This window comes from Erythrobacter sp. BLCC-B19 (genome assembly GCF_028621955.1).
Classification (GTDB): Bacteria; Pseudomonadota; Alphaproteobacteria; order Sphingomonadales; family Sphingomonadaceae; genus Erythrobacter.
This window is the reverse complement of sequence record NZ_CP117516.1, coordinates 1,892,443-1,906,986: the sequence shown is the minus strand read 5'-3', so window position 1 is coordinate 1,906,986 and position 14,544 is coordinate 1,892,443. Positions and strand designations below refer to the sequence as shown.

Genomic DNA, 14,544 nt, shown 5'->3' with positions numbered 1-14,544 from the left:
GCCGCGCTAATCCCGCTGGCATGAAAGCCCTACTCCTCGCCACCGCGCTGCTCGCCGCCGCGCCGCTCGCCGCGAATTCTCCAACCAGCGAGCAGATCGCGGTCATGGACGGCGTCAGCGATTTCTTCGATGCGCTCTCCGACGACGACAAGACCGCGCTTGCCCGCCAGATGGTGCCCGAGGGCATGATCTTCGTCCACGACCGCCGCACCCCCGATGCCCCGCGCCTCGCTATGGTGCCGGTCGCGAGGCACCTCGAAAACTGGCTCAAGTCCCCCGCCGATGTCGCCGAGATCATGCATATCGAAGCGGTGCTGGTCGATGGTGACATGGCGCAGGCCTGGGGGCCGTACTATTTCACCGTCGCGGGCGAACTCAGCCATTGCGGGGTCAATTCGCTGAGCATGGTGAAGCGCGAGGGCCGCTGGCTGGTCGCCAACACCAGCTTCACCATGGAAGCGCCCGAAGCCTGCGCGGCCAAGGTCGCCGATGTGAACAGCCATTTCGAGGTCGAGCCATGATCACCAAGCTCCTGATCGCCAACCGCGGCGAGATCGCCTGCCGGATCATGCGCACCGCGAAGGCGATGGGTGTGGCGACGGTTGCGGTCTATTCGGATGCCGATGCCAAGGCGCTCCATGTGCGGAGCGCCGACGAGGCGGTGCATATCGGCCCCTCGCCCGCGGCCGAGAGCTATCTGGTGGGCGCGAAGATCATCGCGGCAGCCAAGCAGACCGGGGCGGATGCGATCCATCCCGGCTACGGCTTCCTCTCGGAGAATGCCGACTTCGCGCAGGCGGTGCTGGATGCGGGGCTGATCTGGGTCGGCCCCAAGCCTGCCAGCATCCGCGCGATGGGCCTCAAGGACGCGGCCAAGCAGCTGATGCGCTCGGCTGGCGTGCCGGTGACGCCGGGCTATGACGGGTCCGACCAGTCGGTCGAGCGGCTGACCAAGGAGGCCGAGGCCATCGGCTACCCCGTCCTCATCAAGGCGGTCGCAGGCGGCGGCGGCAAGGGGATGCGCAAGGTCGATGCCCCCGCCGACTTCGCCGCCGCGCTGGAAAGCTGCCGCCGCGAGGCCAAGGCGAGCTTCGGCAATGACGAGGTTCTGCTCGAAAAGTGGATCACCTCGCCCCGCCATATCGAGGTGCAGGTGTTCGGCGACAGCCACGGCAACGTCGTCCACCTATTCGAGCGCGACTGCTCGCTTCAGCGCCGCCACCAGAAGGTGATCGAGGAAGCCCCCGCCCCCGGCATGGACGCGGCCACCCGCGAAGCCATCTGCGCCGCCGCCGTGCGCGCCGCCAAGGCGGTCGATTACGAGGGCGCCGGCACGATCGAATTCATCGCCGACGCCAGCGAGGGGCTCCGTGCGAACCGCATCTTCTTCATGGAGATGAACACCCGGCTACAAGTCGAACATCCGGTGACCGAGGAGATTACCGGGGTCGATCTGGTCGAATGGCAGCTGCGCGTGGCGAGCGGGGAGCCGCTGCCCAAGCGGCAGGAGGAACTCTCGATCAACGGCCATGCCATCGAGGCGCGGCTTTATGCAGAGGATCCAGCGAAGGGGTTCTTGCCTAGCACGGGGCGATTGGAGTGCTTTACCCGTCGCGCTGCTAGCGCTCGGGTAGATACAGGCGTTGCGGAAGGAGACACAGTATCTCCGTTTTATGATCCGATGATCGCGAAACTCGTTGTGCACGAAGCAGATCGCAGCGCTGCCATCGACTCACTTCTTGAAACACTCGCCGACATCAATGTGTGGCCCATCCGTTCGAACGCAGGTTTTCTGTATCGTGCTGCGAACGATGGTGACTTCCGGTCGGGTAGCATCGAAACGAGCTTCATTGAGCGCAAGGGCACAGACCTGATCCCACCTGCCATACCTTCACAAGAGGCATTGGCTGAAGCGCTCCATGTGCTCCAATGGAACAGCAACAATTGGGAAGACGAACCGTGGAACGGTGGATTGCACGGATTTAGGCCAAACGCCGATAAGCGACAAAGCGCGCATGTGATGGTCGATGGCCAGCTCACAACTGCGCCTTTGGAATATGATGTCCCGTCAGGCAGACGCACGGATGAGCCATTGCGCCAACTCGCCCTCGTCAACGAGTTTGGACAAACATACGCGGTGACTCTTCCGCGCCACGACGGCACCGGCCAAGCCTCCGCCGCAGACGGCGCGATCATCGCGCCGATGCCGGGCAAGGTCATCGCGGTCGATGTGAGCGAAGGCCAGACCGTCACCGCCGGGCAGCGGCTCATGGTGCTGGAAGCGATGAAGATGGAACACGCCCTCGCCGCGCCCTTCGACGGGGTGGTCGAGGGGCTCAGCGTCAGCGCGGGCGGGCAGGTGCAGGTCGAGGCGGTGCTCTGCCGGGTGGTGCCGGCTAGCAAAGAATAGACTTGCCCACCCCCGGCCCCTCCCGCAAGCGGGAGGGGAGAAGCGGGCGCGACCAATCCCCCTCCCGCTTGCGGGAGGGGTTAGGGGTGGGCCTCCCTCGTCACCCACTTTTCGTCATTGCGAGCGCAAGCGAAGCAATCCATCACCTGACGTCGAAACCGGCGCAAGGCCGGTCCATGGATTGCCGCGTCGGCCCGGATCAAGTCCGGGCCTCCTCGCAATGACGAGGGTTGGGGAGAGGGAATGACCTGGGCCAAGGAACTCGAAGAACTGCGCCAACGCGAGGCGCTGGCCGAGCAGATGGGCGGCGCGGACAAGGTCGCGCGGCAGCACGGGCGCGGGAAGATGGATGCCCGCGCGCGGCTCGCGGCGCTGGTGGACGAAGGTTCCTTCCGCGAGATCGGCAAGATCGCGGGCTCGGCGAAGTATGACGCCAATGGCGACCTCGCTTCGGTCACCCCCGCGCCCTTCCTGTTCGGCAAGGCGCTGATCAATGGCCGCCCGGTCGTGGCCACCGCCGACGACTTCACCATTCGCGGCGGCGCTGCGGATGCGGGGATCGCGCGCAAGATGGTGCAGGCCGAGATGATGGCGCACCAGCTCAAGATGCCCATCATCCGCATGATCGACGGCACGGGCGGCGGCGGCAGCGTCAAGACGCTCGAACAGATTGGCGCGACCTATATCCCCGCGGTGCCCGGCTGGGGCGATGTGGTGACCAATCTCGATACCGTGCCGGTGGTGGCGCTCGCGCTGGGGCCGACCGCGGGCCTTGGCGCGGCGCGGACGGTGGCGAGCCACTATTCGATCATGGTGAAGGGTCTGAGCCAAATCTTTGCCGCTGGCCCTGCCGTGGTTGACGGCTTGGGCGACGCCTACAAGGGCGGCGCGGCCAATCACGAGGAGGCCAAGGAAGCGCTCGGCGGCAGCGCGATCCACACCCGCAACGGGGTGGTGGATGACGAGGTGGCCAGCGAGGCCGAGGCCTTCGCCCGCGCGCGGCATTTCCTGTCCTTCATGCCCGAATATGTCGGCCAGCCCGCGCGCCGGGTGGAGACGGGCGACCCCGCCGACCGGCGCGAGGAGGCTCTGCTCTCCCTGGTCCCGCGCGAGGATAAGCAGGTCTATTCGATGCGCCGCTGCCTCGATCATGTCTTCGATGCTGGCACCGTGTTCGAGATCGGCCGGCACTGGGGCCGCGCGGCGATCACGGCATTGGCGCGGCTCGATGGCTGGCCGGTATGCGTCATCGCCTCCGATCCCAGTTATCTCGGCGGATCGTGGGAGGCCAAGACCAGCGAGAAGGTCGAGCGCTTTGTGCGCCTTGCCGACCAGTTCCGACTCCCCATCGTCCACCTCGTCGACAACCCCGGTTTCATGATCGGGCGCGAGGCGGAGATGGCGGGGACGATCCGTTACGGCGTCAATGCGATGAACGCGATCTACCGGGCGACGGTGCCGCTGGCTTCGGTGGTTCTCAGGCGCGCCTACGGGATTGCGGGGAGCGCGATGAGCAATGCCGAGCGGTATCAATACCGCTATTGCTGGCCGTCGGGCGACTGGGGGAGCCTCCCCATCGCGGGCGGGCTGGAGGTCGCCTACAAATCCGAGCTGGAAGCTGCGGATGACCCGGAGGCGCTGCTGGAAGAGATCCGCGCGCGGCTGGCGAAAGTCACCTCGCCCTTCCGCTCCGCCGAGCGCTTCAATGTCGAAGACATCATCGACCCGCGCGACACGCGGCCCCTGCTGTGCGAGTTTGCGGGGCTGGCGTGGAGAAGGCTCGAAAGCGAGCGCTAGGCCCAGCCCCAACCCCTCCCGCAAGCGGGAGGGGAGCGAGACTTAGCGAGCCGCAGGCGAGGTTAATCGCAGCGGGGTGGGCCTGCTCAGCCCCCCATCTCCGCGTCACTCGGCCCGAACAGCTTGCCCTTCTCGCTCAGCAGCACCAGCACCAGACAGGCAAGGCCGCTCGCCAGCAGCGCCAGCGCCAGCGGGCGGGCGGTGCCGTCGAAGGCATAGCCGATTGCCCCGCCCAGCAGCGAGGCCATCGTCATGCGCACGAAGCCGTGGGCAGAGCTTGCCGCGCCAGCCGTGTCGAAGAACGGGTTCATCGCAATCGCGCCGAAATTGCTGCCGATAAAGCCCAGGAGCGCCATGTTGATCGCCATCAGCGGCACGAACTGCCACAGGCTTTCGTCCGGCTGGAAGGCGAACATCACCTGCGCCGCACTTACCACGATGAAGGCAAACAGCGCCGTGTGGCTCACCCGGCGCGCGCCGAAGCGTTCGACGATCCGCGAGTTCGACCAGCTGGCGAGCGCCATCGACCCGGCACAGATCGCGAAGATCATCGGGAAGATGTCACCCGCGCCGAAGGTCTGGCTGATCAGCTGCTGCGAGGAATTGATGAAGCCGAACAAGGCGCCGAACACCAGCGCCGAACCGATCACATAGCCGAAGGTGCTCGGCAGGGTGAGCGCGCGGCCCATGTTTCTGGCGATGCTGCGCACCTCGATCGGCTGACGATTCGCTTCGGTCAGGCTCTCGGGCAGACGGATGAAGACCCACGTCGCCATCACCACGCCCAGCACCACCATTGCGCCAAAGATCGCGCGCCAGTTGCCGAATTGCAGGATGCCCTCGCCGATGGTCGGCGCGACCGCGGGCACCATCAGGAAGATCACGAAGATCAGGCTCATCATCCGCGCCATCTTGTCGCCGCCAACCCGGTCACGAATGATCGCGGGCGGCAGGGCGACGATCCCGGCTGCAAAGAAGCCCTGCACAGCACGGATCGCGATCAGCGCGTCATAGGACGGCGCCAGCGCGCACAGTGCCGACAGGACGATGTAGATGGCGACCGAACCCAGCAGGATCGGGCGCCGCCCGAACCGATCGGCCAGCGCGCCGGGCACCAGCGAGCCGAGCCCGCCGGTCAGTAGATAGACCCCGATCACGAATTGCCGGTCGTTCCCCGGCACGGCCAGATCGCTTGCCAGCGCATCAAGGGCCGGCAGGATCGCGTCGATCCCGAAGGCGTTCAAGGCCATCAGCATCGCCATCATCCACATCAGCTCGCGCTCGCCCAGGCTCTTGGCGGCGGGCGTGGAGGTGGGCGCAGAGGAGGCGAGCGAGGTGGCCATCGCCGGGCCTTTGCCCACGGGTTCGCCAGAAGACCACTGTTCATTTCGCATCTGCACAAAATGGCCGCTTGGGTGAATTGTTCCAGCAACAGTTCCTTCCTGCGGGCCAAGCAACTATTTAGCAGGCCATGAGCGCGCGGCCCCACCCCGATGACAGCGCCGATGCGCAGGGCCATGAGCTGGGCCTGCGCAAGATCATCCATGTCGACATGGACGCCTTCTTCGCCAGCGTCGAACAGCGCGACGACCCGGCGCTCAAGGGCAGGCCGGTCGCTGTCGGCTTTGCCGGTGGGCGCGGGGTGGTGGCAGCGGCCTCCTATGAAGCCCGCAAGTTCGGGGTCAGGAGCGCCATGCCTTCGGTCACCGCGCTGCGGCTGTGCCCCGACCTCGTCTTCGTGCGCCCGCGCTTTGATGCCTACAAGGAAGCCAGCCGCCAGATCCGCCGGGTGTTCGAGCATTACACCCCCGTGATCGAGCCATTGAGCCTTGATGAAGCTTATCTCGATGTCACCGATGACCGCCTCGGCATCGGCAGCGCCACCCGCATTGCCGAGCTGATCCGGCAGGAGATCCGCGCCAAGACCAAGCTGACGGCGAGCGCCGGCGTTTCCTACAACAAGTTCCTCGCCAAGCTGGCGAGCGATCAGAACAAGCCCGATGGCCTGTGCGTGATCCGCCCCGGCGAGGGCGCGCAGTTCGTGGCGGGCTTGCCGATCCGGCGCTTCCACGGGGTCGGCCCCAAGGCGGAAGCGAAGATGCAGAAACTCGGCATCCTGACCGGCGCCGATCTTGCGGCGAAGGACATCGCCTTCCTGCGCGCGGCGTTCGGCAGCATGGGGGATTATCTGTTCCGGGCGGCGCGCGGCATTGATCTGCGCCCCGTGGCGGCGCACCGGATCAGGAAATCGATCGGGGGCGAGCGCACTTTCTCCGAAGACATCGGCAGCGGCGCAGCGCTGCGCGACACGCTGGAGACGATCATCGACATCGTGTGGGAGCGGATCGAGGCGGCGGGCGCCAAGGGCCGCACGGTGACGCTCAAGCTCAAGTTCACCGATTTCCAGATCATGACCCGCGCGGCTTCGCGGCCCGATCCGGTCAGCGGCAAGGCCGAATTCGCCGAGACCGCCCGTGCGCTGCTGGAGGCTGAGCTGCCCCTGCGCGGGCCGATCCGCTTGATGGGGCTGACGCTCTCCGCGCTGGAGGGCGCGGCAGGCGAAGCGCAACAACCGCGTGACACGGCGCAATTGCAGCTTCTATGATGGTCTCATCACACGGGGGGACAATCGACATGAAGGCCTTTACCTGCGGCGCGGCCGCGCTTGCGCTGATCGCGGCGCCGCTTTCTGCCCAGTCCGACAAGGCCGTCGGGGAGATGGCCGAGGAGATTGACGAGGCAATCCGTTGCGCCGCGGTGCAGACTTTCGTGGCCGCCATCGTGGTGCAGGCCGAGGACGCCGATCCGGAGCTTGAGTCAAACCTCCAGAACTCCACTGTCCGCTGGCTCGAATATGCAAGCTCTCTGGCGCCCGGCGGGGACAGCGAGGTGATGGCGCGCTATTCGGCGGAATCCGATGCGCTGATGGCCCAATTGGGGGCGGAAGGCTTCGATGAAGTCGCCTTCACCGACAAGGTCACCACCGACGCGATCGCTTGCATCGAGTCCGAACGCCAGACCTTCGGCGATTCGGCTATGGGGCAGTAGTCCCCCGCGCCCGCCACGCGGCAATACGCGTGCGGGTGGTCTCGCCCAGCGGTTCGGGCAGCGAGTGCGAAGGGAAGAAGCGCGCCTCTGTCACCTCGCGCAGGTCAGGCTCGGGTCGCCGGTCGCAGACGGCGGTGTAGATATGCGCGGTATGGGGGGAGCCTGACAGCACCTCTTCCAGAATGCCGACCGGCTCGATCCGAACAAGCTCGACGCCCAGTTCCTCGCGCACTTCGCGCCGCGCCGCGTCTGCCGGGTCTTCGCCCTTGCCGAGCCCGCCGCCAGGCAGGCTCCACACCGCCGGGCCATAGGAGTGCTTGAGCAGCAGCACATCGCCGCCGAGGTTGGTGACAATCACGCTGACCCCCGCGATCGGTGTCTTGCGCCAGCGCCGCCAGCGATGCCGGACGAGATGCGCCAACGGCAGCAGCGCGCGGTGGAGCGGGGCGGGAAGCCAGTTTATCATGGGCCTAGGCAAACACCGTGACCGGGATACCGCGCGCCTGCGCCGCGCCAAGCAACCGGGCGACCGGCAGATCGTGTTCGCCGCGCACCGCCGCCTCGAACACCGCCCGCTTGTCCGCTGCCCCCCCAAGTGTGAAGACCAGTGCGTCGGTGGCCAGCAGCGCCGGAATGGTCAGCGTGATGCGGTCGAAGGGCGCGTGAGCGGGAAGCGGGTCGGGGGTCAGGCGGCGCACCATCAGCGGATCATCCGCCTTGGGATCGGTGTTGGGAAACAGCGAGGCGATGTGACCGTCCGGCCCCATGCCGAGCCAGGTGAGCGCGAAATGCGGCGGGGTGCAGTCTTCGGACAACGGCGTGATGGCGGCACCGGCCGGTTCCAGCAGCGCGCGTATCTTGCCGGTGTTCGACGCCTCGTGATCTTCGGGCACGATGCGGTCGTCATTGGGCCACACCTGCCAGCCTGCCCAGTCAACCGCGCCCTGTTCAATCAGCGCGGCAAGGATGGGGAAAGGCGTTGATCCGCCGGGAATGGTGATCGCCCCAGCCTCACCCAGCCGTGCCGCCAGCCATGCGGCAATCGCACCGGCATCGGCGCCTTCGATCATCGTGATGTTGCCCATGCCCGCCACCTTACCAAAAGGGCCGCCCCCGGCAATGGGGACGGCCCGCGATGGATAGCTATGCGCCAGAAGGCACAAGCGCCGGCGCGTGTCAGGCCAGCAGCGAGCGCAGGAACCACGCGCGCTGTTCGGCCATGTCGGTCCAGTCGTCGAGCAGACCGTCGGTCGCATTGTCGCCCGCCTGTTCGGCGAGATCCTTCATGCCCTTGAGCCGCGCGATCACGGTTTCGTTGTCGGCCAGCAGCTCGGCGATCATGTCCTCGGCGGCCAGCGTCGCGCTGTCCTGATCCTTAATCTTGGTCGCCTTGCCGACGGTGCCGAGCGAGGTCAGCGTCTCGGCATCGAGCTTGCGCACACGCTCGGCGATCAGATCGATCTGGTCACGCACTTCCAGCGCCTGCTCGTCGAACAGCAGGTGCAGGTCGCGGAAGCGCGGCCCCTTGACGTGCCAATGGAAGTTCTTGGTCTTGATGAACAGCGCGAAGTGATCGGCCAGAAGCCCGTTGAGCTCTGCGACCAGCGCGGCGGTCGAATTGGTCTTGGTGTCAGCCATGGTGTCCTCCGTTGGTTTGGGCGGTTCCCGGACGGGGTCGGCCCTCGGACAGGGCCGATGTAGTGATCATCCAACGCCCGAACAGGCATTGGGTTGCCGCAAAACCGTGGCCGCTGTGATCGCTTGCGGCGATCAGAATGCGGCGAAACGCGCGTCGAGACCGATGAAAAGAGCCGCAATTGCGCACGCGGCGGCGAGCGTCAGCCGAACTGGGCGCAGCGGCCAGCGGGCCAGGGTTTCGGCCCCAAGGCTCCACCCCATCCCCACCGCCGCCGCGCCGCCGAGCGCGCCGCCCAGCCCTGCGGCAAGGGGCAGGCTCGCCCATGCGGCCAGCGCGAAGACGGCAAATCGCGCGCCGTCTCCGATCTGCCGGGCGAGCAGCACGATCCCCACCGCCCCGAGGGATCGGGTCGGCTCAGCCGCGGGCCTGTGCCTGACCGGCAGGGCCAGTTCCAGCGCGGCAAAGCCAAAGGCGAAGGCGACGAGCATCTGCGCCGCTGCGCCCGGCAGCATGGCGGCAAAGCCCGCCCCTGCCCACGCCATCACGGCCGCTGCCAGCACCGAGGTGAGGATCGCCGTGGCCAGCAGCGCGCTGCTCTGTCCCAGCCGGTCAGCCCACGCGCCCACCATCACCTGATCGCGCCCACCCAGCGCGAGCGCAAAGACCAGCAGGCTGGCGAGGAGAAAGCCGTCCAATCGCGATCAGGCCGCCCAGGGGCCGGTGATCGCCAGCGTCGCGGTGGGATCGTAGGCGTTGACGAACAGCACCTTGCCATCGGGCGAGAAACACGCGCCGGCCAGCTCGGTCTGGGCGGTCAGACGGGCGATGTCATAGGCGCGGCCATCGGGGGTGATCCCGCGAATGTGGTTGTCGACGACGGGGGTATACTGATCCTCGCACACGATCAGATGCCCGCTGGCCGCCACGGTGAGATTGTCGCCGAAGTTGAACTGATCGGTGCTCTCGCTTTCGAAGAACAGCTCGACCATGTCCGCCTGCCCCGCCTGGCCAACCGTCAGCTTGAGGATCTGGCCGAGTTGCTTGGCCCCGCCGCTGGTGCAGCAGGCGAAAACCTCGCTGACCCCGCGCCTCACCCCCATGTGCAGCCCCTCGCCGCGTGCGACCAGCGCCGCGCCCTTGGCTGCGGCGCGCAGGCGCAGGTCATCCTTGGGGGCCTCGACCTCATCCAGATCGACCCACGACACCTTGAACGGCTTGCCCACCGGCATGGCGGGCGTATTCCAGTTGCGGGTATCGGTCAGCCCCTCGACCACCATCGCCTGCAACCGCCCGCCCTCGGCGAGCTTGCCGGGGGTCTTGGGCAGGAAGCGGTAAAGCACGCCCTCGTCGCGGTCTTCGGTCATGTAGACGATGCCGGTCGCCGGATCGACCGCTGCGGCCTCGTGGTTGAAGCGGCCCATCGCGGTGAGCGGCACCGGATCGACCAGCCCGCGCGCCGAGGCGGGGACTTCGAACACCCAGCCGTGGCTGCGCTCCAGCCCGTCGCCATAGGGCTGGCCGGGGCCGGTCGGCGCTTCCTCGCAGGTCAGCCAGCTGCCCCACGGCGTCACCCCGCCCGAACAGTTGCGGATCGTGCCGCCAAGGCTGCGGAACTGGCGCTTCACCTGCAAGCTCTTGGCGTCGAGCACGATGGTGGTCGTCCCGCCGGGCACGAATTCACCATTGCGCTTGCCAAAGCCCTTGGCGATCGGCCCGCCCGCATCGTGGCGCGGTTGCAGCTCGTGATTGCGGACGAGGGCGATTTCGCCGTTACCGAGGTCGAAGCACCCCATCCCGTCGGCGCGGTCAGGCACGGTGCCGCCATCGTCCATCGCATCGCCAAGGCGCGAGATGACGCGGTAGGAGAAGCCTTCGGGCAGATCGAGCAGGCCTTGCGGATCGGGCTGCAACGGCCCGTATCCGTCAAAGCCGCTCGCCCGCGCCGGGGTGGCGGCGGGGGCGGCGCTGGCCGTGCGGCTCATGCATCCGCTCGCGGCGAGCGCGGCGAAAGCGGTGGCGGTGGCGCCGAGGAAGCGGCGGCGATCGGCCGCGAGGGGCGCGGCGGTTTCGGGGGTCTGAGTCACGCCCGGCGGTTTACTGGCCCGCCCCCAGCGCGGCAAGCACTTCGTCCCAGCGCACGAACTTGAAGTTCTGCGCCTTGGGGGCGTTCTGACCATCCTGCGCGATCAGGATGCCACGCGGGAAATCCGGGCCGAAATCGCGGTTGTCGACCTCGATCCCGTCGGTTTCCTCGACACTGCCAAAGGTGCCTTGCGCGATCCGCACCCGGCCCAGCGGGGTCATGTCCGGCAGGCGGAAAATGGCATAGGCATTGTCGCCCTGCGAGGAGGCGATGAGGTAACCGCCGTTCGGCCCCTCGGGCGCGATGGCGAGGCCTTCGACATCGGCGACCAGCATGGTGTTGTCGATGGCGGCGACCATGCGCTTGGCCCCGGTGTTCATGTCGATCGCCCAGATCCCGGCGTCTTCCTCGCCGATGTAGAGCGTATTGCTGCGCGGATCGGCGATACAGCCTTCGGTCTGGGTCGGCACCTGCGCCAGCGTGGAAGTGGTGCCGGTGAAGGCCCCGCCCGCAGCAGGCGTGATGACGGTGCGGTAGATCGTCCCGCCCTTGGGCGCGGAAAAGGCGATCACCTCGCCCCCGCGCGCGGGCTTGACCATGCAGATGCCATAGCCCTCACCCGGCCCCACCGCGATCTTGCCCGCCGGGGCAAGCTTGCCGGTGCTTGTATCGAGCAGCGCAAGGAACAGCTGCACCTGCGCCAGATCGCTGCGGTCGCTCGCGGCGACCAGCACGCGGCCGTCGGGCAGGTCGATCAGATCGACATTGTTGAGCCCCGGGGCAGGCAGAAAGTGCTTCTGCGCGCCTTTCAGGTCATAGACGTAGAGGCCGCCCTTCTTGTCGGTGCCCACCACAAGGCTCGCCGCCGGGTTGGCCGGGTTGCGCCAGATCGCCGGGTCATCGGCCGCATCCTCGCGCGCGGTGCCGACCGGCGGGGTTTCTGCCCGCGCGGTGACATTGGCTGCCGGGCCGCCGGTGATCGGCGGGGTGGTGGCGCAGGCCGAAACGGCAAGGGCCACCAGCACAAGGCCATGAACAGGACGCAGCATCAGAACGCATACCTCGCTACCACCTGGAACACCGGCCCGGCGCGCTCGCTTTCGAGTTCGTATTCGTCGAAATCGCGGCTCACCTGATCGCCGGTGGTGGCGAACTTGTTGAACACCTCATCCTTGGTGCCGTCCAGCAGGTTCGAGCCCACCGCGCGGATGGTGAAGCTGTCGCCGAAGCGCTTTTCGATGAAGACTTCAAGATCGGCGCCATAACGCGTGGTGATTTCCTCGCCCACCACGCGCCCGAAGGCCGCGCCCTGCTTGCGATAGGTCGCCCCGAAAGCCGCGCCATATTCCGGAATGTTCTGGATCGCGCCGAAGTTGTAGACATATTTCGACTGGTCGTTGAACCGCCGCTCGCCGAATTCGTCGGTGATGTTGCTGTCGAGGATCGCGAGGTTCCCGAACACGCCGGTGTCCGGCAGGCCGAGGAAGGCGAGGCTGAACGAGGCGTCGAATTCGATCCCGTAGACCTCGCCATTGCCGGTGTTGCGCGGCGTGTAGATGAAGGTGCCCGCCCCTTCCGAACCTTCGACCGGCGCGCCGGTGGCATCGAGCAGGGTGGCAAGTTCGGTGAGGTTGCTGACATCGCGGTAGAACACGTTGACGCCGACGATCCCGGTCTTGCCGATCTTGTGCTCATAGCCAAGGTCGCCGCCCCACGCGGTTTCGGGCTGGAGCAGCGGGTTGCCAAGGAAGTCGTTGTCGCCGAATTCCGCTTCGAGCAGGCCCGGCGTGATGAAGTCGAAGCGCGGACGGCGCAGCGTGCGCGCGGCCGAGGCGGTGATCCGCCCGTCGCCGACCTCGATCTTGACCGACGCCGAGGGCAGGAATTCGTCGTAATCATTGGTGATGACACCCGCCCCGCCGACCTGAAGATCGGTAATGGTGACGTCGGTGCTCTCCCAGCGGATCCCGGCCTCGAAGGTGAGGTTGCCGCTCTCGCCCTCGATCAGGGCGTAAAGATCGCGGCGGTCTTCTTCGATGGTGTTGTTCGACGAGATGCCGAGCGCGGGGAAGGGGTTGGGGACGAATTCGGCCGGGGTGCGGCTGAACTGGTCGTAGCCCTGCCGGTTGGCGGCGGTCAGGTTGAAGCGGCTGCGCACTTCCTGCAGCAGGAAGTCGCGATCCTTGTTCTGAAGGAAGCCGCCGATCGCGAATTCGAGGTCTTCGCCGAGGTCGAATTCCTGTTCGAGATTGACGAAGAATTCCTCGTCGGTGGTGTCCTGCAGGATCAGGTCGCCGGTGAAGCGCGGCAGGGTGCGGTCGAAATCGACCTCGTATTCGAACTCGTCCTGAAGGTCGGTAAAGCGCGAGAAGCCGACGCGCAGCTTGGTGTCGGTAAAGCCCCAATCCTGATCGAGCTTGCCGACCAGCGCCCAGCTTTCGGTGGTGATGTCATTGACGTTCACGTTGTCGGTCAACAGGTTGCCCGCAGGCGTGGCGCGCACGGGGCCGTTGATCGCGGCGGGATCGTTGTATTCGAACGAGCGCTCGCTCTCGGTGCGCTCGGTGCGCACGAAATTGCCGAGGATTTCGAACTCGGTGCTGTCGGTCTCGATCCCCCAGCTCGCGTTGAAGGCATAGTCGGTGCCGTCGCGCACGTCGGTCTGGTCTTCGCGGTTGTCGAAACCGTCGGTGGCGAAGTTGGGGTTGTTCTCGGGGCTGTCGCCGTAACGCAGGCTCGACTTTTCCTTGGGGTTGTAACGGCCCTGAATGTTGGCCCCCACCAGCACGCGGCCGCCTGCCAGCGCGCCGCCATAATAGAAGCCGCCCGAGGGCTTCACTTCGCCATCGTCGAAGAACAGCCCGCCTGCGCGCAGGTAGCCGCCGTCGAGCGCGAAGCCGTCACGCAGCTTGATGTTGAGCGATCCGGCCACCGCATCGCCGGTGCGGCGGGCGGAGGAGGAGCGGACGATCTCGACCTGCTCGATCAGTTCGGCCGGGATGCGGTCGAGGAAAAACGAACGGTCGGCCTGCCCGCCGGGGACGCGCTCGCCGTTAATGAGCACCTGGGTGTAGCCCGGATCGAGACCGCGCAGGCGTGCGCCGTCGCTTTCGATCACGTCGGAGAGGAAGGTGACGCCGGGAACGCGCTTCAGGGCGTCGCCCGCGGTTAGCGGTTCGAAACGCTGGAAGTATTCCTCATCATAGACCAGCACGGGTTCGGCAGTATCGGAGCGGTTGCGGAAGCCGATGCTCCCTTGCACCACGATTTCCTTGGCGGACTGGACCTTGTCGTCCTCGCTCTCGTCCGTCTCGGCAATGGCACCGCCCGACTGGACGGCGGCCGTGGTGGCGGCGGCAGCCTGCGGATCGGCGGTTTCGGTGGCGAAGGCAGGTGCGGTGGCGAGTGCGGCAAGCGCGCTGCCGATGAACAGCTGGGTGCGGAGCATGAGACTTTCCCCTGTCGGCCTCTCCGGGAATCGGGGCCGTGTTGACCGCGCCCCTAATTGCGCGCCGTGACGGCTGCGCGACCGAACGGTGACGGTTCGGTGAAACGTGCACCCCGCGC

The 14,544-nt window shown here is 66.7% G+C and carries 13 protein-coding genes; 5 read left to right on the top strand and 8 right to left on the bottom strand.

From position 1 onward, the window contains the following. The first annotated feature begins 20 nt into the window (after window positions 1-20). From PS060_RS08920 to PS060_RS08910, 3 genes are all read left to right on the top strand, one after another. On the top strand, window positions 21-521 hold the full coding sequence (locus PS060_RS08920) for a hypothetical protein (RefSeq protein ID WP_273982545.1): 501 nt from the start codon (window positions 21-23) through the stop codon (window positions 519-521). Continuing rightward, window positions 518-2,410 carry an acetyl/propionyl/methylcrotonyl-CoA carboxylase subunit alpha gene (locus tag PS060_RS08915; RefSeq protein ID WP_273982542.1) on the top strand — a complete coding sequence of 631 codons (1,893 nt, stop codon included), beginning with the start codon at window positions 518-520 and terminating at the stop codon, window positions 2,408-2,410. Before PS060_RS08920 ends, PS060_RS08915 begins: the two co-directional genes overlap by 4 nt. A 243-nt stretch (window positions 2,411-2,653) precedes the next feature. Further along, complete coding sequence (locus PS060_RS08910; RefSeq protein ID WP_273982541.1) at window positions 2,654-4,207, top strand: acyl-CoA carboxylase subunit beta; 1,554 nt, start codon at window positions 2,654-2,656, stop codon at window positions 4,205-4,207. An 86-nt stretch (window positions 4,208-4,293) separates the two neighbouring features. Here the strand turns inward: PS060_RS08910 and PS060_RS08905 are convergent, their stop codons facing one another. Further along, on the bottom strand, window positions 4,294-5,550 hold the full coding sequence (locus PS060_RS08905) for a multidrug effflux MFS transporter (protein WP_273982538.1): 1,257 nt from the start codon (window positions 5,548-5,550) through the stop codon (window positions 4,294-4,296). Between the two features lie 128 nt (window positions 5,551-5,678). Here PS060_RS08905 and dinB point away from each other — a divergent pair, with 128 nt between their 5' ends. Together dinB and PS060_RS08895 are read left to right on the top strand one after the other, a co-directional pair. Further along, the gene (gene dinB / locus PS060_RS08900) at window positions 5,679-6,812 is read left to right on the top strand and encodes a DNA polymerase IV (RefSeq protein ID WP_273982536.1); all 1,134 of its coding nucleotides are present in this window, start codon (window positions 5,679-5,681) and stop codon (window positions 6,810-6,812) included. Between the two features lie 29 nt (window positions 6,813-6,841). Then, complete coding sequence (locus PS060_RS08895; protein WP_273982533.1) at window positions 6,842-7,255, top strand: hypothetical protein; 414 nt, start codon at window positions 6,842-6,844, stop codon at window positions 7,253-7,255. On the opposite strand, the gene PS060_RS08890 is transcribed toward PS060_RS08895, so the two are convergent. From PS060_RS08890 to PS060_RS08860, 7 genes are all read right to left on the bottom strand, one after another. Then, window positions 7,242-7,721 (bottom strand): NUDIX domain-containing protein, encoded by a 480-nt coding sequence (locus PS060_RS08890; protein ID WP_273982532.1) that lies wholly within the window; start codon window positions 7,719-7,721, stop codon window positions 7,242-7,244. The genes PS060_RS08895 and PS060_RS08890 overlap by 14 nt on opposite strands. 4 nt (window positions 7,722-7,725) lie before the next feature. Then, a complete protein-coding gene (locus PS060_RS08885; protein WP_273982531.1) occupies window positions 7,726-8,340 on the bottom strand; it encodes a 6-phosphogluconolactonase in 615 nt (204 codons plus the stop codon). A 91-nt stretch (window positions 8,341-8,431) separates the two neighbouring features. Beyond that, window positions 8,432-8,893, bottom strand: coding sequence for a Dps family protein (locus PS060_RS08880; protein ID WP_273982528.1), 462 nt, complete (start codon window positions 8,891-8,893; stop codon window positions 8,432-8,434). A 132-nt stretch (window positions 8,894-9,025) separates the two neighbouring features. After that, window positions 9,026-9,589, bottom strand: a complete 564-nt coding sequence (locus tag PS060_RS08875; RefSeq protein WP_273982527.1) for a hypothetical protein — start codon at window positions 9,587-9,589, stop codon at window positions 9,026-9,028. Between the two features lie 6 nt (window positions 9,590-9,595). Further along, the gene (locus PS060_RS08870; protein WP_273982525.1) at window positions 9,596-10,978 is read right to left on the bottom strand and encodes an alkaline phosphatase PhoX; all 1,383 of its coding nucleotides are present in this window, start codon (window positions 10,976-10,978) and stop codon (window positions 9,596-9,598) included. A 10-nt stretch (window positions 10,979-10,988) separates the two neighbouring features. Next, complete coding sequence (locus tag PS060_RS08865; RefSeq protein ID WP_273982523.1) at window positions 10,989-12,026, bottom strand: phytase; 1,038 nt, start codon at window positions 12,024-12,026, stop codon at window positions 10,989-10,991. Beyond that, window positions 12,026-14,425, bottom strand: a complete 2,400-nt coding sequence (locus PS060_RS08860; protein WP_273982522.1) for a TonB-dependent receptor plug domain-containing protein — start codon at window positions 14,423-14,425, stop codon at window positions 12,026-12,028. Before PS060_RS08860 ends, PS060_RS08865 begins: the two co-directional genes overlap by 1 nt. Between the last annotated feature and the right edge of the window lie 119 nt (window positions 14,426-14,544).

Coding starts and splice junctions, on each gene's coding strand:
- PS060_RS08920 (WP_273982545.1), top strand. CDS start 21: ATGAAAGCCCTACTCCTCGCCACCGCGCTGCTCGCCGCCGCGCCGCTC.
- PS060_RS08915 (WP_273982542.1), top strand. CDS start 518: ATGATCACCAAGCTCCTGATCGCCAACCGCGGCGAGATCGCCTGCCGG.
- PS060_RS08910 (WP_273982541.1), top strand. CDS start 2,654: ATGACCTGGGCCAAGGAACTCGAAGAACTGCGCCAACGCGAGGCGCTG.
- PS060_RS08905 (WP_273982538.1), bottom strand. CDS start 5,550: ATGGCCACCTCGCTCGCCTCCTCTGCGCCCACCTCCACGCCCGCCGCC.
- dinB (WP_273982536.1), top strand. CDS start 5,679: ATGAGCGCGCGGCCCCACCCCGATGACAGCGCCGATGCGCAGGGCCAT.
- PS060_RS08895 (WP_273982533.1), top strand. CDS start 6,842: ATGAAGGCCTTTACCTGCGGCGCGGCCGCGCTTGCGCTGATCGCGGCG.
- PS060_RS08890 (WP_273982532.1), bottom strand. CDS start 7,721: ATGATAAACTGGCTTCCCGCCCCGCTCCACCGCGCGCTGCTGCCGTTG.
- PS060_RS08885 (WP_273982531.1), bottom strand. CDS start 8,340: ATGGGCAACATCACGATGATCGAAGGCGCCGATGCCGGTGCGATTGCC.
- PS060_RS08880 (WP_273982528.1), bottom strand. CDS start 8,893: ATGGCTGACACCAAGACCAATTCGACCGCCGCGCTGGTCGCAGAGCTC.
- PS060_RS08865 (WP_273982523.1), bottom strand. CDS start 12,026: ATGCTGCGTCCTGTTCATGGCCTTGTGCTGGTGGCCCTTGCCGTTTCG.
- PS060_RS08860 (WP_273982522.1), bottom strand. CDS start 14,425: ATGCTCCGCACCCAGCTGTTCATCGGCAGCGCGCTTGCCGCACTCGCC.